The sequence below is a fragment of the Streptomyces violascens genome (assembly GCF_014649955.1).
In the GTDB taxonomy this organism is placed as follows: domain Bacteria; phylum Actinomycetota; class Actinomycetes; order Streptomycetales; family Streptomycetaceae; genus Streptomyces; species Streptomyces violascens.
Genome location: NZ_BMUA01000006.1, coordinates 72,714 through 91,938, shown reverse-complemented (window position 1 = coordinate 91,938; position 19,225 = coordinate 72,714). Strand labels below are relative to the sequence as shown.

Below are 19,225 nucleotides of genomic sequence, written 5' to 3'. Positions count from 1 at the left end.
CATGTTCCGGGTCCCCGATGACTACCGCCGATCACAAGTGGCGATCGCGGCACTGTTCTGCTGCCTCGGATTCCAGTACGCCACGTGGGTCTCGCGGATCCCCGCGCTGAAGACGAGGCTCGACCTGTCCGAGGCGGAGCTCGGCCTGCTCCTGATGGTCTGCGGGGCGGGCGCGGCGGTCTCGTTCCCGCTGGTGGCGATCTTGACGAAGCGGCTCGGCTCGCGGCGCCTGTCCGTCCTCTCGGCGCTGGCCCTGGCCGTGGTCCTCATGGCCCTGTCCGTCACGCCGAACTACCCGGTGACGCTGCTCATCGTGTTCTTCGACGGGGTGGCGGTGGGCTGTCTGAACGTCGCGATGAACGCGCAGGCGGCCGCGCTCGAGGTCAGGTACCAGCGGACCACGATGGCCAGGATGCATGCGACGTTCAGTGCGGGCTCGCTGTTCGCGGCACTGCTCGCGTCGGGGGTGACCTCATTTTCCCCGGCTCTCCCGGCCCACTTCGGGACGGCGACGGCGCTGGTGGCGGTCGTGGTGCTGGCCGCGCGCCCGGGCCTCCTGACGGAGGATCAGAGGGCAGCGGACTCCTCCGATCCCTCCGGGTCTTCCGGGAAGCAGGGCCGCCGGGGGCTGACCCTCCCGACCCGGGTGACGATCTGGATGGGCCTGGCGATGGCGTTCGGCACCGTGACGGAGGGGGCCATGAACGACTGGTCGGCGCTCTACCTGAAGGACAGCGCGGGTGCGGCGGCGGAACTGGCGCCGCTGGGCATCGCCGTCGTCTCGGTGATGATGGTCCTGGCCCGCCTCTTTGCCGACGGATGGCGTACGAAGTGGGGCGACGAGCGCATCGTGCGGGTCGGCAGCGCGCTGGCCGGCGCGGGTCTTGCGGTCGCCCTGCTGGCCGGAGGGGTGGTCCCGGCGCTGCTCGGGTTCGCCTGCGTCGGACTCGGCATCGCGGCGGTGACCCCGTGCGTGTACGTCGCGGCCGCCCGTCAGGGTTCGGACGCGCTGGCCCTCGTGGCGGCGATGGGCACGACGGGCCTCCTCGGCGGCCCGGCGGTGATCGGCTTCATAGCCAACGGCACGAGTCTGGTGTGGGGGATGGGGGCGGTGGCCGTCTCGGCCCTGGTGGTGTCCGCGTGCAGCACCCGGATCCGCTTCCCGTCCTTGGCAGACGCGTAGCCCATGCGGTCGGCGGCCGCCAGCCGGCGCCGAGCTCCTCAGCGCCCTGAAGGGGCGCGGGGAACGGCGCGAGTACCACGCATGGCGCGAGGGCGAAGGCGGGGTTGGAGGTTGGGGGCGCAGCCCGGGGAAGCAGGACCGCACCCTGCTAGGGGCGCGGGGAACTGCGCAAGTTCCACGCATGGCCCGCGGCCGAAGAGGGTTTTTGGGGCGCGGGGAACTGCGCGAGTACCACGCACGGTCCGCGGTCGAAGGAGAGGGCTTGGGGGCGCGGGGAACTGCGCGAGCAACCACGCACGGCGCGAGGGCGAAGGCGGGTTGGGGGCGCGGGGAACTGTGCACACACGCGGCGCCGGCCCGCACCCCGAAACCCGCCCCCTCGCGGAGCTAAAGCCCCTGCCACACGGGCTTGTTGGCGAAGGTGTGCCGGAAGTACGGCGCAAGCTTCAGCTTGGACGCCGCGGCCTCGTCCACGACGACCGTCGCATGCTGGTGGAGCTGGAGCGCCGAGGCCGGCACGACCGCGGCGACCGGCCCCTCGACGGTCTGGGCGACCGCCTCCGCCTTGCCCTCGCCGGTGGCGAGCAGCACCAGGTGCCGCGCCTCCAGAATCGTGCCGATGCCCTGGGTGATCACATGGTGCGGCACCTGGTCGATGTCGTTGTCGAAGAAGCGCGCGTTGTCGACCCGGGTCTGCTCGGTGAGCGTCTTGATCCGGGTGCGCGAGGCGAGCGAGGAGCAGGGCTCGTTGAAGCCGATGTGCCCGTCGGTGCCGATGCCCAGGATCTGGAGGTCCACGCCGCCGGCCGAGGCCAGCGCCAGGTCGTAGGCCTCGCACGCGGCCTGGACGTCCTCGGCGGAGCCGTCGGGCCCTATGAAGGAGCCCGCGCCGAGCCCGAGCGGCTCGACGACCTGGCGGATGACGGTGGCGCGGTAGGACTCGGGGTGCCCGGCGGGCAGCCCGACGTACTCGTCGAGCTGGCAGACACGGGCCCGCGAGACATCCACGTCACCGGCGGCGACCTTCGCGGTCAGCGCGTCGTAGATCGGGATCGGGGTCGAGCCGGTGGCCACGCCGAGCAGTGCGTCGGGCTTGCGGCGCCACAGAGAGGCGATCGACTCCGCGATGAGCTCGCCGCCTGCCTTGGCGTCCGGGACGATGACAACTTCCACGTGGGCCTGCCGATCTGGAGACGTGAAACTACAACGGGCGTGGTATAGACCAATCTAGCAGAGCTCTGGCCCGTCGGCGGGTGGTCGTGCCTGCTCCCATGGTCGACCGGACGGGTTGCCGGAACACATACGGAGGCGGCCATTGGGAGGCATGGAACATGGCGCGGCCGCACTTCCCTTCGAGCGGGCGGCCGCCGGACGATCTCCAAAGAGATGGCCCAGCAGCCGTCCGTCCTGCGGCGAGTCCGGGAGGCGCCCGTCGCCCTGGGCCAGTGCCCGGACGCGCCCGGCCGGGGTGACGTGCGCTGGGCGGAGCCCTACGCGAGCGAGCCGCCCGTCGCGTCCAGCCACTGGCCCGTGATCCAGCGCCCGTCGTCGGAGGCCAGGAACGCCACCACGTCCGCGATGTCGGACGGCTCGCCGACGCGGCCGAGTGTCGACATCGCGGCCGCTCCCGCCCAGGCCTCGTCGCTGGTGCGCAGCCAGCTCGCGTTGATGTCGGTGTCGATGATCCCGGGCGCCACGGCGTTGACCGTGATCCCGCGCGGCCCGAGCACCTTGGACAGGTTTCGCGTGAACACGTCGAGCGCGCCCTTGGTCATGGCGTAGGTGAGGTGCTCCGGCATCACCGCGGCGTGCGAGAGCCCGCTGGAGATGTTGACGACCCGCCCGCCGTCGCGCAGCCGGGTCAGACCGTGCTGGGTCACGAAGAACGGAGCCTTGGAGTTGACGGCGAAGAACCGGTCGTACGTCTCCTCGGAGACCTCGCCGAACGGCACCGCGTTCCCGACGCCCGCGTTGTTCACCAGGATGTCGAGCCCGTCGGCCTGAAGGTCGAAGGCCTCCCACAGGGCGGCCGCGTCCCCCGGAACCCCCAGTTCCTGGCCGACGGTGAACGCCGAGCCGCCCGCCGCCTCAATGGCCGCGACCGTCTCCTTGGCCGCCGCCTCGTTCGCGCCGTAGTGCACGGCGACCCGGGCCCCGTCCCGGCCGAGCCGCTCGGCGATGCCCCGCCCGATGCCCCTGCTGCCGCCCGTGACCAGCGCCGTCTTCCCGTCGAGCGCGCCCATGGCCGCGCCCCCTTCCACCCCGGAGATTTCTGTAGCGGTCGCTACGGAAAGAACGTAACACATTCTCTAATGGCCGCTACAAAACTTCCTGTAGACTCGACGCCATGGCGACGAAACAGCGCGGCCGCCCCCGCTCCTTCGACCGGGACAAGGCCCTTGAACAGGCCACGATGGAGTTCTGGCGCCGGGGCTACGAGGTCACCTCCGTCGCCGATCTGACCCGGGTCATGGGCATCGGCGCGCCCAGCCTCTACGCCGCCTTCGGCGACAAGCGGTCCCTCTTCGAGGAAGTCCTGCGCACCTATGGCGCGACGTACGGCGCCTTCGCGACCCGGGCGCTCGCCGAGGAGCCGACCGCGCGCGCGGCCGTCACCCGGTTGCTGCACGAGGCCGCGTCCGAGTTCACCGACCCGGCGCATCCCTATGGCTGCCTGGTGATCAGCGCCGCGGCCAACTGCACCAGCGAGTGCGTCAGCACCACGCTGCGCGATCGGCGCAACGCCGGCCTCGCCGCCATCGAGAGCCGGATCGCCGCGGACATCGCGGCCGGCCGCCTCCCCAGGGGCACCGACGCCGGCACGCTCGCCCGCCTCAGCGGCGCCGTCTTCCAGGGCATGTCCCAGCAGGCCCGCGACGGCGCCACCCGCGCCGAGCTCGAAGCCGTCGCCGAGGCGGCGATGCTGGCCTGGCCCCCGGACGGCCGCTAAGGGTTGCGGTCGCCGCGTCGACGCGGAAGATTGTGCCGTGCACATGGATGGACATGGCAGAATGGTCTAGTCCACAATTGAACACACCAGAACTTCCGCCCACCCCGCACAGGCGGGCGGAACCGAGGCCCCGGCGCTTTCTGCCCTGACCGCGCCGCGACCTCCCTTGAAGGCCGAGGGGACCGCACACCCGTCGGCCGGCAACCGGGCTGCGGTGCCCGGGCGGGCTGAGGGTCCCGTCCAGGCGCCGCGGCCCGCAGTCATTTCTGTCACTGCCCGCAGGTACGCTCGACAACGTGCCCTCCATGAACGACCTCGTACGCCAGCACACCGCTCTGAGTGAGTCCGACCTCGAGTGGCTCCATCTGCTGGTCTCGGAGTGGCAGCTGCTCTCCGACCTGTCCTTCGCCGACCTGGTGCTCTGGGTCCCCACCCTGGACGGCACGCGCTACGTGTCGGTCGCGCAGATGCGGCCCAACACCGGCCCCACCTCCTACCAGGACGACATGGTCGGCCACCTGGTCCCGCGCGGCCGGCGCCCGCTGCTCGACGCTGCGCTCGACGAGGGCCGCATCGTGCGCGAGGGCGACCCGGAGTGGCGCGAGGAGGTCCCGGTCCGTGTCGAGTCCATTCCCGTACGCCGCGAAGGCCGCGTCCTGGGCGTGATCGCCCGGAACACGAACCTGCTCACTGTGCGTACACCCTCGCGGCTCGAACTCACCTACCTCCAGTCCGCGTCCGACCTCGCCCAGATGATCGCCGCCGGGTCCTTCCCCTTCCCCGGCCAGCAGGTCGACATGGACGCCTCCCCGCGCGCCGGTGACGGCCTGATCCGGCTCGACGCGGACGGCATCGTCCAGTACGCCTCGCCCAACGCGCTCTCCGCCTACCACCGGCTCGGGCTCGCCTCCGACCTGGTCGGCCAGCACCTGGGCCAGCTGACCGCCGACCTCGCGCCGCCGCGCGGACCGGTGGACGAGTCCCTGGCCAAGCTCGCCAGCGGGTACGCGCCGAGGGAGGCCGAGGTCGAGGGCAACGACGGGGTGATCCAGCTGCGCGCCATCCCGCTCAAGCCGAAGGGCACGCGCATCGGCTCGCTCGTCCTGCTGCGCGACGTGACCGAACTGCGCCGCCGCGAGCGAGAGTTGATCACCAAGGACGCCACCATCCGGGAGATCCACCACCGGGTGAAGAACAACCTCCAGACGGTCGCGGCGCTGCTCAGGCTCCAGGCCCGCCGGATGGACTCCGACCAGGGCCGCGAGGCGCTCAACGAGGCGGTCCGGCGCGTCGGTTCGATCGCGATCGTGCACGAGACGCTGTCCCAGAACCTGGACGAGCGCGTCGAGTTCGACGAGATCGCCGACCGGGTGCTCGCCATGGTCGCCGAGATCTCGCCCGGCAAGGTCAACTGCCGCCGCACCGGCCGCTTCGGCATCCTCGACGCCGAGGTCGCCACCCCCCTGTCCATGGTCCTGACCGAGGTGCTGCAGAACGCGCTTGAGCACGCGTTCGCGCCGGGGGAGCAGGGCTCGGTGGAGGTCGCGGCGCTGCGTGGCGGCACCCGCGAGGACCCCCGGCTGCTGATCACGGTCCGGGACGACGGCCGGGGTCTGCCCGAGGGCTTCGACCCGCAGCGCACCGGAAACCTGGGCCTGCAGATCGTACGGACGCTGGTGGAGGGCGAGTTGGGCGGCAGCTTCGACATGGTGCCGGCGCCCGGGCGCGGCACGAAGGTCGTGCTCGACATCCCGGTGGGCCCCGAGAAGTAAGGCGTCCGTCCGGTCACAGCAGCGAGCCCCGAACCATGAGACACGGTTCGGGGCTCGAATGCTGTGGGTTACTGCTGCGCGCTGCGGCTCGGGGGGCGGTGAGTGCGTACGCTCTGTACGCGCCGCGCGGGGCTAAGGCAGGAAGTGGGGGCTCAGGCGGTCGCGTTGCGCGCCCGGTTGCGAGCGGCACGGCGCTTCATCGCGCGGCGCTCGTCCTCGCTGAGGCCACCCCAGACGCCGGAGTCCTGGCCGGACTCGAGCGCCCACTGCAGGCACTGCTCCATGACGGGGCAGCGGCGGCAGACGGCCTTGGCTTCCTCGATCTGCAGCAGCGCAGGACCGGTGTTGCCGATGGGGAAGAACAGCTCGGGGTCTTCCTCACGACAAACGGCGTTGTGACGCCAGTCCATGGCTGCTACCTCTCTTGGTGTTACGTGCAGGGGGGTGCTTGTGAATGTGAACGCTTTCACGAATCCCTCAACAAGGGAAGGGCCATCTTCCAGTTGGACTGGTTGTGGTCCGGGTTTGAGGAGGGGTTCTGGCTTTCAGTGGAGGCCGGTGTTGCGGGCCGTCCCGATCGCCATGTAGAGATTCGCAAACCTCGGCGGCGGATACAACCCCTTCAGGAAAGTTTTTTTGGATTCCTCGGTGTCGACTGGGTCACAGTCGTACTTCCATGGGGTGGATGCCAGCCTAAACGTTCGAGTGAAAGGACTTTGGGCCCTTCCGCTCACACAATCACACGCAGTGCTTGGCGTACGCCTGTGAACGCGACGCTGGTACGCAGGCCCAGGTGGTCGCCGTCCATCTGGAAGGGGAGCGGGGCCTTGGAATGCAAGGTGAAGTCCGTCAGGTCGTGCAGTGATACGGCGTGCTTGCCCCGTGGACCCCGGTCGGGGGTCGAAGTGAGCAGCTGGGTCGCGTAGCGGGTCGCCGAGGGCGCGGTCATCTTGGTGAGCGCCAGTACGTCCAGGCCCGCCTCGAAGGAGGCCTCCGGGGACGAGTACAGCGGACGATTGCCCAGGTAGGTGTAGGGGGAGGTGTTGCAGACTATGGACAGGACGAGTTCCTCGACGGGCTCGGCGCCGGGCTGTTCCAGCGTGATCTGGCCGTGTCTGCGATGGGGCTCGCCGAAGAACTGCCGCGCCACCTGGCGCAAATAGAGCGCGTGCGTCGAGCGCTTTCCGCGCTCCCGCTGCTGTTCGACCCGGCCGACCACACCCGCGTCGAATCCGAACCCGGCACAGAAAGTGAACCAGCGCTCGGGAACGCCTTCGTCCACGGTGCCCGGCACTCCGGAGGCGAGACCCAGGCTTACCGTGCGGTGCCGGTTCTCGCGCAGCGCGTCGAGAATGACACCGGTCGACTCCACAGCGTCATTGGGCAGGCCCAGCGCCCGCGCGAACACATTCGTCGAGCCGCCGGGAACCACCGCGAATTCGGGAAGCTCGGGGTTCGGCCCGTTGTGCAGCAGACCGTTCACGACCTCGTTGACCGTGCCGTCACCGCCGAGCGCCACCACGAGGTCGATGTCGTTGCTCTCGGCCGCCCGCCGCCCGAGGTCCTTGGCATGGCCGCGGTACTCGGTGGTCACGGCCTCCAGCTTCATCTCGCTCGCGAGGGCATGAATGAGGACGTCACGCGTGCGCGCACTGGTGGTGGTAGCCGCCGGATTGACCACGAGAAGTGCACGCATGGGCGCCAGACTACCTACCGGGTGGTATTGGAGCGTACTCGGGCCGGACCGCCCGGGCCCGGGCCGGGCCCCGGCCGCGGGCTACCCTGGCCGGGTGAGTACTGAGCAGACCCCCGAAGCCCCCGCCGGACCGCGCCCCGGCCGGCTGACCGCCGCGGCGGCGCTGTCCGCGCTGGAAGGCCTCGCCCTGGTCGCCGGTGGCCTCTACATGCTCGTGATGGGCCTGACCGGGAAGCCCGACCGGCCCACCCAGGCGGAAACGGGCGGCCTGACCCTGGTGGTCCTCGGCCTGATCCCGCTCATCGCCGCCCGCGGTCTGCTGCGCCGCCGCAGCTGGAGCCGGGGCCCCGCGATGATCACCCAGATCATGGCGCTGCCGGTTGCCTGGATGTTCCTGAATTCCGACGGCGCCCCGTGGATTCCGGCGGGCATCGCCCTCGCCGCGGTGGCCGTCACCGGCCTCGTACTCCTGGTGAACCCCGCTACGACCAAGGCGCTCGGGATTCGCGGGCCGATGCGCGACGCGTGACCGAAAGGGGCCCGGAGGCAGCGCCCCCGGACCCCGGCTACTCCTCGACGAGCAGCTTCTCGCGGAGCTGGGCCAGCGTGCGGGCCAGCAGGCGCGAGACGTGCATCTGCGAGATGCCGACCTCCTGTGCGATCTGCGACTGGGTCATGTTGCCGAAGAAACGCAGCAGCAGGATCCGCTTCTCACGCGGCGGGAGATCTTCGAGGAGCGGCTTGAGGGACTCGCGGTACTCGACGCCTTCGAGCGCCTCGTCCTCCGCACCCAGGGTGTCCGCCACCGCGGGCGACTCGTCGTCCGTGTCCGGAACGTCGAGGGACAGCGTGGAATAGGCGTTCGCCGACTCCAGGCCCTCCAGGACCTCCTCCTCCGAAATGCCGAGCCGCTCGGCCAGTTCGTGCACCGTCGGCGAGCGGCCGTGCTGCTGGGACAGCTCCGCCGTCGCCGTGGTGAGCGCGAGCCGCAGCTCCTGGAGCCGGCGCGGCACCCGCACCGCCCAGCCCTTGTCGCGGAAGTGCCGCTTGATCTCGCCGACGACGGTGGGCGTCGCGTACGTCGAGAACTCCACGCCCCGCTCGGGGTCGAAGCGGTCCACCGATTTGATCAGACCGATCGTGGCGACCTGGGTCAGGTCGTCGAGGGGCTCGCCACGATTGCGGAAGCGCCGCGCAAGGTGCTCGACCAGCGGCAGGTGCATCCGTACCAGCTGATTGCGCAGCTCGGACTTCTCCGGCGATCCGTCGGGCAGCTTGCGCAGCTCGATGAACATCGCCCGCGCCCCGCTGCGATCGTGTGGATCGTGCTGCCTGTGCTCGATGTGCTCGCTCATAAGGGCCGCCCGCTCTGCCTGCTCCGCCGCGTACAAAACGCCATCTGGGCCATCCACAGGGCCGTCCACCGGGTGCGGCCGGGCCTGCTGCTCCGGGATGCCCGCGGAGCGCACCGCTTCGGGGATGCGCTTGTCGTCCCGCACCGGACCCTCCTCGCTCACGCCGGTCCGGGTCCCGCGCCGCGCTGTTTGTACAGGCTGATGGAGACCGTACGGTCCTCGGCCACCGAGGAGTCGACCTTGCCGGCCAGGGCGGAGAGCACCGTCCACGCGAAGGTGTCGCGCTCCGGGGCCCGGCCGTCGGTGGTCGGCGCCGAGACGGTGACCTCCAGCGAGTCGTCGACGAGCCGGAACACGCAGCTCAGTACGGAACCTGGAACGGCCTGCTGGAGCAGGATCGCGCAGGCCTCGTCGACCGCGATGCGCAGGTCCTCGATCTCGTCGAGGGTGAAGTCCAAACGTGCCGCGAGTCCGGCCGTGGCCGTACGCAGCACCGACAGGTAGGCACCCGCAGCCGGCAGCCGGACTTCCACGAAGTCCTGATTCCCGGGCTCGCCTGCGATCTGGGACACCCTCACCTCCAAGGTGGCACAAGCTCTATCGGGGCCCGGGGAGAGGGGAGGTCCCGGGGCCGTGGGTACGGGGGTCCGTACCTGGACTGGCGACGCTATCGCGATCCATGGTGCCCTGTCGCCGGAAGCTCTCCCGACGACTGTCACTCATGGTAAGTCTATGAGTACGGACAGTGGCTAGAGGTTTGCAGTGCCCAATTGCTGTGAACCGAGCCCGGGTTGACGTACCCAGGCGTCGAGGGCTTCGAACCTTTCCTCACGCTCTGGACGAAGCGTGCGGGGTGCCACTCTCACACCAGCAGGCCGTCCTCGAAACACCAGCGCCAGCTTTCGCCCGGCTCGAAGGTCCGCATCACCGCGTGCCCGGTCTCCTTGAAGTGACCCGTCGCGTGCTGGTGCGGCGACGAGTCGCAGCACCCCACGTGCCCGCAGACCAGACACAGGCGCAGTTGCACGGGGTGCGTGCCGTCCTTCAGACACTCCAGGCAGGTGTCGCTCAGCGGGGCCGGCTCGGGGCGCGGCAGTTCTGCAACGTGCGGGCACTCGCTCATGATGGCCAGGTTACGACGGAGAACGCGGCACGGGTGAGTGGGGACGGACGGTTCTGATGGATGTATTGCCGCTGGTGGCGCTGATCGCGGCGAGCGCGGCGGTCGCGGGGGCCGCCCGCAGGACGCCGGTGCCCGCGCCGCTGCTCCTGGTGGCGGTGGGGCTGATCGGGGCGTACGTGCCGGGGGTTCCGGACTACACGCTCGACCCGCACGTCGTGCTGCCCCTCGTGCTGCCGCCGCTGCTGCACACGGCCGCGCTGGAGAGCTCGTACCTCGATCTGCGCGCCAACCTCCGGCCGGTGGCGCTGCTTTCGGTCGGCTACACGCTCTTCGCGACGGTCGTGGTCGGCTATCTCGCGTATCTCCTCGTGCCCGATCTCCCGCTGACCGCGGCGCTGGTGCTCGGCGCGGTGATCGCGCCGCCGGACGCGGTGGCGGCGACGTCGATCGCCCGCCGCCTACGGCTCCCCAACCGCATCACCACGATCCTCCAGGGCGAGTCCCTGGTGAACGACGCGACCGCGATCACCGCGTACAAGGTGGCCCTCGCCGCGGCCGTCGGGGCCGGAGCGACGTGGGGCGGCGGGCTCAAGGAGTTCGCGCTCGCGTCGATCGGCGGGATCGGGGTGGGCCTCGTGCTGATGCTGCCGATCCACTGGCTGCGCCGCCATCTCCACGAGGCGCTGCTCCAGAACACGTTGTCGCTGCTCATCCCGTTCGTGGCGTACGCGGCGGCGGAGCAGGTGGGGGCATCGGGCGTACTGGCGGTGGTGGTCGTGGCCCTCTATCTCGGCCACCACTCCTGGCAGGTGGACTTCGCGACGCGGCTCCAGGAGGAGGCGGTCTGGAAGATGGTCGCCTTCGTCCTCGAATCGGCGGTGTTCGCGCTGATCGGACTGCAAATGCCCGTGGTGCTCAAGGGACTTGGGGAGTACGGGGTCGGCGAGGCGATCTGGTATGCGGTGGGGGTGTTCGTCCTGGTGGTGGCGGCCCGCTTCGTCTGGGTCTTCCCGGCCACGTTCCTGCCACGCACGCTGTCGGAGAGGATCCGCCGCCGCGAGCCGGAGGTCGACTGGACGGCGCCGGTGATCGTGGGGTGGGCGGGCATGCGGGGCGTGGTGTCGCTGGCCATCGCGTTCTCGATCCCGCTGACGATGGAGGACGGGCGGGCCTTTCCGGCCCGCAACCTGGTCCTGTTCCTCACGTTCACGACGGTGATCGGCACGCTGGTCGTGCAGGGGCTCACGCTGCCGCCGCTGATCCGGCTGCTCAAGCTCCCCGGGCGGGACGCGCAGGCCGAGACGCTGGCCGAGGCGCAGGCCCAGAGCGAGGCGTCCCGGGCCGCGGAGGCCCGCCTCGACGAGCTCCTCGCCGACTCGCGCAACGCGTTGCCGCCGCCGCTGGCCGACCGGTTGCGGACGGTGCTGGAGCGGCGGCGGAACGCGGTGTGGGAGCGGCTCGGGGCGGTGAACGAAGAGACGGGGGAGTCGGCGGACGACACGTACCGGCGGCTGTCCCGGGCGATGATCGAAGCGGAGCGGCAGGTTTTCGTGTCCCTGCGGGACGAGCGGCGCATTGATGACGAGATGATGCGGACGCTGCTGCGGAGGCTGGACTTGGAGGAGGCGGCGGCGTACCGCGAGGGCGAGGGGTAGGGGGTGGCGGGGGGATCAAGGCCGGCCCGTGATCACCGCCGCCACCCTCGACCCCCGCTCGAACGCCCCCTCCTCCGCCAATCCCAGCAGCGCGTACAGCAGCTTCGCCACATACACCCGCTCCACCCCGACCCCGTGCCGCCCCTCGAAGTCCCTCGCGAAGGCCTCCAGTTCGGCGGGTACGCGGGCGTAGCCCCCGAAGTGGAAGCGGTCGTCCAGGGTCCAGTCCCCCCGCACCTCGCCGAACGCCGCCCGCTGGAGGGCGCGTATCTCCGCCTCCAGGAAGCCGCCCTTCAGGACCGGCACGCCGAGTGCCCGCTGGCCGGGAGCGAGGCCCGCCGCCAGGCCCGCCAGGGTGCCGCCCGTGCCGCAGGCCACGCCCACCACGTCCGCCACCCCGCGCAGCTCTTCGCCGAGCGCCGTACAGCCATGCACCGCAAGGGAGTTGCTGCCCCCCTCCGGTACGACGTACGCATCGGGGCAGAGCGATTGCAACAACCCTGCCAGCACGTCCGGCGAGGACTTGCGGCGGTAGGTCGAGCGGTCCACGAAGTGCAGCCGCATGCCGTCCGCCGCGCACTGCGCGAGGGACGGGTTGAGCGGGCGGCCCGCCAGTTCGTCGCCCCGTACGACGCCGATCGTCGGGAAGCCGAGAAGGCGCCCGGCGGCGGCCGTCGCGCGCAGGTGGTTGGAGTAGGCGCCGCCGAAGGTGAGGACGGGGCGGCCGGCGGCGGCCTCCAGGTTCAGCACCAGCTTGCGCCATTTGTTGCCGACCAGATCCGGGTGGATCAGATCGTCCCGTTTCAGGAGCAGGCGTACGCCGTGACGTGCGAAACGCTCGTCCTCCGCCTCCTCCAGAGGTGAGGGGAGGCGAGGGGCGAGCGTTTCGGGGGTCATGCGTCCATTGTCACGTGGTCCGGCACGTGGCATCTCGCACGGCGCCTCACGTGTCACTTCAGGCGCTCATGCACCCGCTCCCGCAGCCAGTCCATCGTGAAGCCGCGCGGGTCCACCTTGCCGACCTGCCACTCCTTGTGGCCGATGACCGACTGCGCGGTCCAGCCGTGGTGGCGGCACACGGCCGCGGCCGCCTTCTCGATCGCGTCGAGCTGGGCCTCGGGCCACGGGTCCTCGCCGTCTCCGAGGTTTTCGCATTCGAAGCCGTAGAAGTGCGTGTTTCCGTCGGTGTCGTTGTCCCGCGGCGGCGGCAGCCGTTTCTCGGCGATGACGGCGCGCAGCACGTCGCCGTCGCCCGCGCCGGCGTGGTTGGCGCGGCCGTTGCCGACGAGGTGCACCGTGCCGTCCTTGGTGATCACGCCGTGGCAGAGCGGGCCCGGCAGGCCGTCGTAGCCGTCGTAACAGATGCGGACCGTCGCGGCGGCGCCGCTGGTCGCGGTGTGGTGGACGACGACGCCGTTGACCGGGCCCCAGTCGCCGTGGCCGGCCCGGTTGTGGGTGCGCCACCCGTCGACCTCGACGACGGTGAGGCCCTCGGCACGCAGCGCGGCGAGGAACTGGTCTGCGGACAGGGGAGGGGCCATGGCCGCCTCCTTCCAGAGCGGTACGGATGTGACTCGTACCGCTTGTATCCCAACTCGCCCTGTGAAGGATGCATTTGACTGCTACGGGGTGACCTGTTCGGTTTGGTGAGCGAGTCGATCCGGACACCGGAGCCCAACGGGGTCCGTCAGCCCTGGGCCGGCCACAGGTCCGGGCCGAACACCTCGTAGTGGATGTCGGCCGCCGCCACCCCCTTGGCCAGCAGCTGGGTGCGGACCGCGCGCATGAACGGGAGCGGGCCGCACAGGTAGGCGCGGGTGCCCGACGGGACCGGCAGCGTCGTCAGGTCGACCAGGCCGGTGCGGTCGGCCGGGTGGCCCGGCTCCGGGGACTCGTACCAGAAGTGGGCCGCCGCGTCCGGGAGTTTGGCGGTGAGCGCCGCATGGTCCTCGCGCAGCGGGTGCCCGGCGGGGGAGCGGTCGGCGTGCACCACGGTCACCGGGGCGCGGTGCCCGGCGGCCGCGAGCTGCTCCAGCATGGAGAGCATCGGCGTGCAGCCGATGCCCGCGGAGGCGAGCAGAAGGGGCGCATCGTCGGTATCGAGACCCGTGTCGAGGACGAGATCGCCGTACGGCGCCGAGACGCGCAGCCGGTCTCCCTCGCGGACGTGGGCGTGCAGGTGGCCGGAAACCTCGCCGTCCGGGTCGCCCTGGACGCGCTTGACGGTGATCGAGCGGAACTCGCTGCCGGGCGCCGAGCTCAGGCTGTACTGGCGTATCTGGCGGGCGCCGTCGGCGAGTCCGACCTGGACGGAGACGTACTGGCCGGCCCGGAAGGCGGGGGCGGGCGCGCCGTCGGCGGGGCGCAGCCGGAAGGTGGCGCAGTCTGCGGTCTCCTCGATGCGGCCGGCCACTGTCCACTCCCGCCAGACGTCCCCGGCGAGTACGCCCCGCTCCTCGTAGAGGCGGGCCTCGATGGCGATCAGCGCGTTCGCCATCAGCCAGTACACCTCGTCCCAGGCCTCGGCGACCTCCGGGGTCACTGCCTCGCCCAGCACCTCGGCGATCGCCGCGAAGAGGTGGCGATGGACGATCTTGTACTGGTCCGCGGTCACGCCGAGCGAGGCGTGCTTGTTCGCGATGCGGTTCAGCATCACGTCCGGGCGGTCGTCGGGCTGGTCCACCAGGTGCGTCGCGAACGCGGCGATGGAGCCGGCGAGCGCCTGCTTCTGGAGGCCGGCGGCCTGGTTGCCCCGGTTGAACAGGTCCCGCAGCAGCTCGGGGTGGGCGGCGAAGAGCCGCTCGTAGAAGCGCTCGGTGATGGTGCCGATGGCCGCCCCGACGGCGGGCAGGGTGGCGCGTACGGTCGTGGTCGACTTCTCGGACAGCATCGACTGGCTCCTGTAATTGGTATTTTAGATTCGTATTTGAGGGCGTGCGAAAAATCCCAAGGAGGGGGAGTGGCTGACGGGGTGTCAGCGGGTGGTGAGGCCGATCAGCAGTGGACCGGTCGGTGAGGCCACCAGGTCGTCCACCGTGACGTCGTCGAGGGAGTCGTAGAACGCCTCCTGTGCGCGGTGCAGCGCCCGGCGCAGGCGGCAGGCCGCGGCGAGCGGGCACGGTGTCGCCCCCTCGCACTCCACGACGTCGCCCGGCCCTTCGAGTTCGCGCACCAGGCCGCCCACGGAGGCGAGCCGGCCCGCCGGGGTGAGTGAGAGCCCGCCGCCCCGGCCGCGCCGCGCCTCGACGAGGCCGAGGTGCTGGAGGCGGGCGACGACCTTCGCGGTGTGCGTGTACGGGATGTGCATCGCGTCCGCCACCTCCCGCGTGGTGGGAGGGGCCTGGTCGTCCGCGCTCTCGGTGACCGCGAGCCGCATCAGCACTCGCAGCGCCAGGTCGGTGAATCTCGTCAGCCGCATGGGAGCACCGTAGGTAACTTGCATCTCGTGTGCAAATTAAAGCTTGGTCGATGTGTCGGTCATCGGCCGGTGTCTTCGGGGTGCGCGAAGTGGGGAGCGTGCGGGGCGCGTTCGAGCGCTTCGCGGCGGCTGCCCGGCCCGCCGTTGTTCTAATCCCACTCATTTGAGTAATGGCGCGGGGACTCTCCGTGCTGGAAGTGTTCTCGGCGAAGTCCAGCTTCAAGGTCGTAAGAGCTCAGAAGGAGTCACATGTCGGTCGAGGCAGGCCCCGAGAACCGCGCCCAGCAGAGTCTCGGCACAGCCGCCGCGCGGAACTTGGCGACCACCACCAAGTCCGTGCCGCAGATGCAGGAGATCACCTCCCGTTGGCTGCTGCGGATGCTGCCATGGGTCCAGGTGCAGGGTGGTACATACCGGGTCAACCGACGGCTCAGCTACTCGGTGGGGGACGGACGGATCACCTTCGTCCAGACCGGCGAGCGGGTCGCCGTCATCCCCGCCGAACTGGGCGAGCTGCCCGCGTTGCGCGACTACGAGGACGAGGCCGCCCTCACGGAGCTGGCCAACCGCTGCGAGCAGCGCGAATTCGCGGCGGGCGAGGTCATCGCCACCGCGGGCGACGTCACCGACCGGGTGTTCCTGCTCGCGCACGGCCGCGTCGAGAAGATCGGCACCGGCCCGTACGGCGACGAGACCGAGCTCGGCTTCCTCGCCGACGGGGCGCACTTCGGCGAGCAGGCGCTGGTCTCCGGCGAGGCCGTCTGGGAGTGCACCTTCCGCGCCACCACCGGGTGCACCGTCCTGGTCCTGAGCCGGGCCGACGTGCTCAACCTCGCGGAGCGCTCCGAGTCGCTGCACGCACACCTCGCGACGGCCTCGGCGGTGCCTGACCAGCGCACCAACACCTACGGCGAAGCGGCGATCGACCTCTCCGCCGGCCACGTCGGCGAAGCGGTCATTCCGCACACCTACGTCGACTACGAGGGCTCGCCCCGCGAGTACGAACTCTCCGTCGCCCAGACCGTGCTGAAGGTCCACAGCCGCGTCGCCGACCTCTACAACCAGCCGATGAACCAGACCGAGCAGCAGTTGAGGCTCACGGTCGAGGCGCTGCGCGAGCGCCAGGAGCACGAGCTCGTCAACAACCGCGAGTTCGGCCTCCTGACCAACTGCGACTACGGCCAGCGCCTCCAGCCGCACGACGGGGTGCCCAGCCCCGACGACATGGACGAGCTGCTCTCCCGGCGCCGCGGATCCAAGCTGTTCCTCGCCCACCCCCGCGCGATCGCCGCCTTCGGGCGTGAGTGCAACAAGCGCGGCCTGGTGCCCGAGTCCGTGGAGGTGGGCGGCCACCACGTGCCCGCCTGGCGCGGCGTGCCGATCTTCCCGTGCAACAAGATCCCGGTGAGCGAGGCCCGTACGACCTCGATCATCTGCATGCGTACCGGCGAGGCCGAGCAGGGCGTCATCGGGCTCCAGCAGGCCGGTATCCCCGACGAGATCGAGCCGAGCCTGTCGGTCCGCTTCATGGGCATCGACGAGCAGGCGATCATCTCGTACCTCGTCACCGCGTACTACTCGGCGGCGATCCTGGTGCCCGACGCGCTCGGCGTCCTGGAGAACGTCGAGGTCAGCCGCTGGCGGTGAGCTTCCGGTCCGGGCGCGCCTCACGAGGCGCGCCCGGTGCCGCCGTCAACCCCGAGAAAGGTCACCCCCGTTGGCAATGCCGGAGGCCATGGAGGGCCGCGAGGCGGTCGAGCTGCTTGAGCGGACCCGTACCGTCGTCAACCCCCGACTGCGCTCCACCGTCGAGTCGTTGCCCGGCTCCATGCGGCGGGTCGCGATGTACCACTTCGGCTGGGAGCACGCGGACGGCACCCCGGCCGGCGGACAGGCGGGCAAGGCGATCCGCCCCGCCCTCGTCCTCGCCGCCGCCACGGCGCTCGGCGGCCACCCCGAAACGGCGGTACAGGCGGCCGCCGCCGTCGAGCTCGTCCACAACTTCACGCTGCTCCACGACGACGTCATCGACGAGGACGCGACCCGGCGCCACCGCCCCACCGCCTGGACCGTCTTCGGCACCCCGGACGCCATCGTCGTCGGTGACGCGCTGCTCGCCCTCGCCCTGCGCCTGATCGCCGACGACAGCCACCCCGCGTCCTCGGCCGCCTCCGCCCGGCTCGCCGCCTGCGTCATCGAACTGTGCGCCGGCCAGCAGGCCGACTGCGCCTTCGAGCACCGGGGCCCGCAGGACGTCTCGCTCGACGAGTGCCTCGCCATGGCGATGGCCAAGACCGGGGCGCTGCTCGGCTGCGCCTGCGCACTCGGCGCGCTGTACGCGGGCGCGGGCGAGGAGGAGGTCGCCGCCATGGACGCGTTCGGCCGCGAGGCCGGGCTCGCCTTCCAGCTCATCGACGACCTGATCGGCATCTGGGGCGACCCCGGGCGCACCGGGAAGCCCGCCGGCGCCGACCTCGCCGCGCACAAGAAGTCGCTGCCCGTCGTCGCCGCGCTCGGCTCGGGCACCCCGGCGGCGGCCGAGCTCGCCGAGCTGTACCGGGCCCCGATGGGCGCCGCCGCGGTCCGCCGGGCCGCCGAGGCGGTCGATCTGGCCGGCGGCCGCGACTGGGCCCAGATCCATGCCGCCGACCGCATGGCCCGCGCGGTCGACCACCTCTCGCGCGCCGTCCCCGACCCGACCGCGGCGGGCGAACTCCTCGCCCTGGCCGAGTTTGTGACCCGCCGCACCAGCTGATCCGCCGGGCGGTGCGGATTCTTCGAGTGGCCCAGTGGATTCGAAGCCGAATGGCCCCAACCCTGGGCCATTCAGCTTGATTTGATGGGCACATGACGCCCCGCCTCCTGCCGCCCGCCGGCCCCGCCCGCGGCCTCGCCGCCGCCCAGCTCGTCAACTCCCTGGGCGACGGCGCCTTCCTGGTCACCTCGGCGCTGTACTTCAGCCGCATAGTCGGCCTCCCGGCCACCCGCATAGGCCTCGGCCTGACCCTCGCCTGGGCGGTCGGCGCGCTCGCCGGGGTGCCGCTCGGCCGGCTCGCCGACCGGCGCGGCCCGCGCGGCGTCGCCGTCCTGCTCGCCGCCGCCACGGGAGCCTCGGTCGCGGCCTTCCTGTTCGTCCGGGGCTTCCTCCCCTTCGTCCTGGCCGCCTGCTGCTACGCGACCGCGCAGACCGGGCTCTCCGCCGCCCGTCAGGCGCTCCTCGCCGCACTCGTCGACCGCCGGGACCGCACCCACGTCCTCGCGCACCTCCAGTCCACCCTGAACGCCGGGCTCGCCGTCGGAGCCGCGGTCGGCGGGGTCGCCCTGCACTACGGCACCCGCACCGCCTACCTCGCGGTCTTCGCCCTGGACGCGGCGGCCTTCCTGCTCTGCGCGCTCGCCCTGCTCCGGCTGCCCCGGGTGCCGGCCAAGGCCGCCGCGCCCGGCGCGGGCCCGCGGTTCGCCGTGCTGCGCGACCGCCCCTACGCCGTGATCACCCTCCTCAACGCCCTGCTCCTGCTGCGAATGCCGCTGATCAGCCTCGCCGTCCCGTTGTGGACCGTCACCCGCACCGACGCCCCGGGGTGGCTGGTGTCCGCGCTGCTCGTGCTCAACACCGGCGCGGTGATGCTCTTCCAGGTCCGAACCGCCTCGGCCGTCCGTGATCTGCCCAGTGCCCGGCGGACCGTGGCGCGCGGCGGGGTGCTGATGCTCGCCTCCTGCGCGGTGTTCGCGCTCAGTGCCGCCGGGGCGTCCGCCTGGGCCGCCACGGTCGTGCTGCTGGTAGCGGGCGGGCTCCAGGTGGCGGGCGAGATGATGCAGTCCGCGGGTGCCTGGCAGATCGGCTTCGATCTCGCACCGGCCGACCAGCAGGGCGAGTACCAGGGCTTCTTCGGCATGGGCGTGCCGCTGGCCAGGATGCTCGGCCCGCTGCTGCTCACCGCGCTCGTCGTCGACTGGGGCGTGCCCGGCTGGCTGCTGCTCGGCGCCCTGTTCCTCGCCGCCGGCCTCGCGCTCGGGCCCGCGGTCCGCTGGGCCGAGCGGTCCAACTCTAGGATGGCGCCGGTTGGTTGAGG

At 71.2% G+C, this 19,225-nt stretch carries 19 protein-coding genes; 8 read left to right on the top strand and 11 right to left on the bottom strand.

Annotated features, from left to right (window positions below; translation table 11 throughout):
- Position 1 precedes the first annotated feature (1 nt).
- Positions 2–1,183 carry an MFS transporter gene (locus IE206_RS15310; protein WP_189962704.1) on the top strand — a complete coding sequence of 394 codons (1,182 nt, stop codon included), beginning with the start codon at positions 2–4 and terminating at the stop codon, positions 1,181–1,183.
- A 387-nt stretch (positions 1,184–1,570) separates the two neighbouring features.
- Here the strand turns inward: IE206_RS15310 and nagB are convergent, their stop codons facing one another.
- Together nagB and IE206_RS15300 are read right to left on the bottom strand one after the other, a co-directional pair.
- A complete protein-coding gene (gene nagB / locus IE206_RS15305) occupies positions 1,571–2,356 on the bottom strand; it encodes a glucosamine-6-phosphate deaminase (RefSeq protein ID WP_189962703.1) in 786 nt (261 codons plus the stop codon).
- A 317-nt stretch (positions 2,357–2,673) separates the two neighbouring features.
- Positions 2,674–3,426, bottom strand: a complete 753-nt coding sequence (locus tag IE206_RS15300; protein ID WP_189962702.1) for an SDR family oxidoreductase — start codon at positions 3,424–3,426, stop codon at positions 2,674–2,676.
- 104 nt (positions 3,427–3,530) lie between these two features.
- Here IE206_RS15300 and IE206_RS15295 point away from each other — a divergent pair, with 104 nt between their 5' ends.
- Both IE206_RS15295 and IE206_RS15290 read left to right on the top strand, forming a co-directional pair.
- Entirely contained in the window at positions 3,531–4,133 is a 603-nt protein-coding gene (locus tag IE206_RS15295) for a TetR/AcrR family transcriptional regulator (protein ID WP_189962701.1), read from the top strand.
- Positions 4,134–4,438: 305 nt separating this feature from the next.
- Complete coding sequence (locus tag IE206_RS15290; RefSeq protein ID WP_189962879.1) at positions 4,439–5,905, top strand: sensor histidine kinase; 1,467 nt, start codon at positions 4,439–4,441, stop codon at positions 5,903–5,905.
- Between the two features lie 152 nt (positions 5,906–6,057).
- On the opposite strand, the gene IE206_RS15285 is transcribed toward IE206_RS15290, so the two are convergent.
- Positions 6,058–6,315 (bottom strand): WhiB family transcriptional regulator, encoded by a 258-nt coding sequence (locus tag IE206_RS15285; protein WP_004937597.1) that lies wholly within the window; start codon positions 6,313–6,315, stop codon positions 6,058–6,060.
- Between the two features lie 320 nt (positions 6,316–6,635).
- A complete protein-coding gene (locus IE206_RS15280) occupies positions 6,636–7,601 on the bottom strand; it encodes a diacylglycerol/lipid kinase family protein (RefSeq protein ID WP_189962700.1) in 966 nt (321 codons plus the stop codon).
- A gap of 94 nt (positions 7,602–7,695) precedes the next feature.
- On the opposite strand from IE206_RS15280, the gene IE206_RS15275 reads away from it, so the two are divergent.
- Positions 7,696–8,130: a hypothetical protein gene (locus IE206_RS15275; protein WP_189962699.1), complete on the top strand. Its 435-nt coding sequence runs from the start codon at positions 7,696–7,698 to the stop codon at positions 8,128–8,130.
- Between the two features lie 37 nt (positions 8,131–8,167).
- Here IE206_RS15275 and IE206_RS15270 read toward each other — a convergent pair whose 3' ends face one another.
- The 3 genes from IE206_RS15270 to IE206_RS15260 form a co-directional block, all read right to left on the bottom strand.
- Positions 8,168–9,100 (bottom strand): RNA polymerase sigma factor SigF, encoded by a 933-nt coding sequence (locus IE206_RS15270; protein ID WP_189962698.1) that lies wholly within the window; start codon positions 9,098–9,100, stop codon positions 8,168–8,170.
- Positions 9,101–9,114: 14 nt separating this feature from the next.
- Complete coding sequence (locus tag IE206_RS15265; protein ID WP_053729847.1) at positions 9,115–9,528, bottom strand: ATP-binding protein; 414 nt, start codon at positions 9,526–9,528, stop codon at positions 9,115–9,117.
- 290 nt (positions 9,529–9,818) lie between these two features.
- Positions 9,819–10,079 (bottom strand): UBP-type zinc finger domain-containing protein, encoded by a 261-nt coding sequence (locus tag IE206_RS15260; protein ID WP_189962697.1) that lies wholly within the window; start codon positions 10,077–10,079, stop codon positions 9,819–9,821.
- A 56-nt stretch (positions 10,080–10,135) separates the two neighbouring features.
- Here IE206_RS15260 and IE206_RS15255 point away from each other — a divergent pair, with 56 nt between their 5' ends.
- A complete protein-coding gene (locus IE206_RS15255) occupies positions 10,136–11,734 on the top strand; it encodes a Na+/H+ antiporter (protein WP_189962696.1) in 1,599 nt (532 codons plus the stop codon).
- A 15-nt stretch (positions 11,735–11,749) separates the two neighbouring features.
- Here the strand turns inward: IE206_RS15255 and IE206_RS15250 are convergent, their stop codons facing one another.
- The 4 genes from IE206_RS15250 to IE206_RS15235 all read right to left on the bottom strand — a co-directional run bounded on the left by IE206_RS15250 (position 11,750) and on the right by IE206_RS15235 (position 15,152).
- Positions 11,750–12,631, bottom strand: a complete 882-nt coding sequence (locus tag IE206_RS15250) for a 1-aminocyclopropane-1-carboxylate deaminase/D-cysteine desulfhydrase (RefSeq protein ID WP_189962695.1) — start codon at positions 12,629–12,631, stop codon at positions 11,750–11,752.
- 53 nt (positions 12,632–12,684) lie between these two features.
- A complete protein-coding gene (locus tag IE206_RS15245; RefSeq protein WP_189962694.1) occupies positions 12,685–13,275 on the bottom strand; it encodes an N-acetylmuramoyl-L-alanine amidase in 591 nt (196 codons plus the stop codon).
- A gap of 146 nt (positions 13,276–13,421) precedes the next feature.
- On the bottom strand, positions 13,422–14,624 hold the full coding sequence (locus IE206_RS15240; RefSeq protein WP_189962693.1) for a globin domain-containing protein: 1,203 nt from the start codon (positions 14,622–14,624) through the stop codon (positions 13,422–13,424).
- Between the two features lie 84 nt (positions 14,625–14,708).
- Positions 14,709–15,152 carry an RrF2 family transcriptional regulator gene (locus tag IE206_RS15235; protein WP_189962692.1) on the bottom strand — a complete coding sequence of 148 codons (444 nt, stop codon included), beginning with the start codon at positions 15,150–15,152 and terminating at the stop codon, positions 14,709–14,711.
- Between the two features lie 249 nt (positions 15,153–15,401).
- Here IE206_RS15235 and IE206_RS15230 point away from each other — a divergent pair, with 249 nt between their 5' ends.
- The 3 genes from IE206_RS15230 to IE206_RS15220 all read left to right on the top strand — a co-directional run bounded on the left by IE206_RS15230 (position 15,402) and on the right by IE206_RS15220 (position 19,223).
- Complete coding sequence (locus IE206_RS15230; protein WP_189962691.1) at positions 15,402–16,799, top strand: family 2B encapsulin nanocompartment shell protein; 1,398 nt, start codon at positions 15,402–15,404, stop codon at positions 16,797–16,799.
- Positions 16,800–16,875: 76 nt separating this feature from the next.
- The gene (locus IE206_RS15225) at positions 16,876–17,907 is read left to right on the top strand and encodes a family 2 encapsulin nanocompartment cargo protein polyprenyl transferase (RefSeq protein ID WP_189962878.1); all 1,032 of its coding nucleotides are present in this window, start codon (positions 16,876–16,878) and stop codon (positions 17,905–17,907) included.
- 92 nt (positions 17,908–17,999) lie between these two features.
- Positions 18,000–19,223 carry an MFS transporter gene (locus IE206_RS15220; protein ID WP_189962690.1) on the top strand — a complete coding sequence of 408 codons (1,224 nt, stop codon included), beginning with the start codon at positions 18,000–18,002 and terminating at the stop codon, positions 19,221–19,223.
- Positions 19,224–19,225: the final 2 nt, after the last annotated feature.

Coding starts and splice junctions, on each gene's coding strand:
- IE206_RS15310 (WP_189962704.1), top strand. CDS start 2: ATGTTCCGGGTCCCCGATGACTACCGCCGATCACAAGTGGCGATCGCG.
- IE206_RS15300 (WP_189962702.1), bottom strand. CDS start 3,426: ATGGGCGCGCTCGACGGGAAGACGGCGCTGGTCACGGGCGGCAGCAGG.
- IE206_RS15295 (WP_189962701.1), top strand. CDS start 3,531: ATGGCGACGAAACAGCGCGGCCGCCCCCGCTCCTTCGACCGGGACAAG.
- IE206_RS15290 (WP_189962879.1), top strand. CDS start 4,439: ATGAACGACCTCGTACGCCAGCACACCGCTCTGAGTGAGTCCGACCTC.
- IE206_RS15285 (WP_004937597.1), bottom strand. CDS start 6,315: ATGGACTGGCGTCACAACGCCGTTTGTCGTGAGGAAGACCCCGAGCTG.
- IE206_RS15280 (WP_189962700.1), bottom strand. CDS start 7,601: ATGCGTGCACTTCTCGTGGTCAATCCGGCGGCTACCACCACCAGTGCG.
- IE206_RS15260 (WP_189962697.1), bottom strand. CDS start 10,079: ATGAGCGAGTGCCCGCACGTTGCAGAACTGCCGCGCCCCGAGCCGGCC.
- IE206_RS15255 (WP_189962696.1), top strand. CDS start 10,136: ATGGATGTATTGCCGCTGGTGGCGCTGATCGCGGCGAGCGCGGCGGTC.
- IE206_RS15250 (WP_189962695.1), bottom strand. CDS start 12,631: ATGACCCCCGAAACGCTCGCCCCTCGCCTCCCCTCACCTCTGGAGGAG.
- IE206_RS15245 (WP_189962694.1), bottom strand. CDS start 13,275: ATGGCCCCTCCCCTGTCCGCAGACCAGTTCCTCGCCGCGCTGCGTGCC.
- IE206_RS15240 (WP_189962693.1), bottom strand. CDS start 14,624: ATGCTGTCCGAGAAGTCGACCACGACCGTACGCGCCACCCTGCCCGCC.
- IE206_RS15235 (WP_189962692.1), bottom strand. CDS start 15,152: ATGCGGCTGACGAGATTCACCGACCTGGCGCTGCGAGTGCTGATGCGG.
- IE206_RS15230 (WP_189962691.1), top strand. CDS start 15,402: ATGTCGGTCGAGGCAGGCCCCGAGAACCGCGCCCAGCAGAGTCTCGGC.
- IE206_RS15225 (WP_189962878.1), top strand. CDS start 16,876: ATGCCGGAGGCCATGGAGGGCCGCGAGGCGGTCGAGCTGCTTGAGCGG.
- IE206_RS15220 (WP_189962690.1), top strand. CDS start 18,000: ATGACGCCCCGCCTCCTGCCGCCCGCCGGCCCCGCCCGCGGCCTCGCC.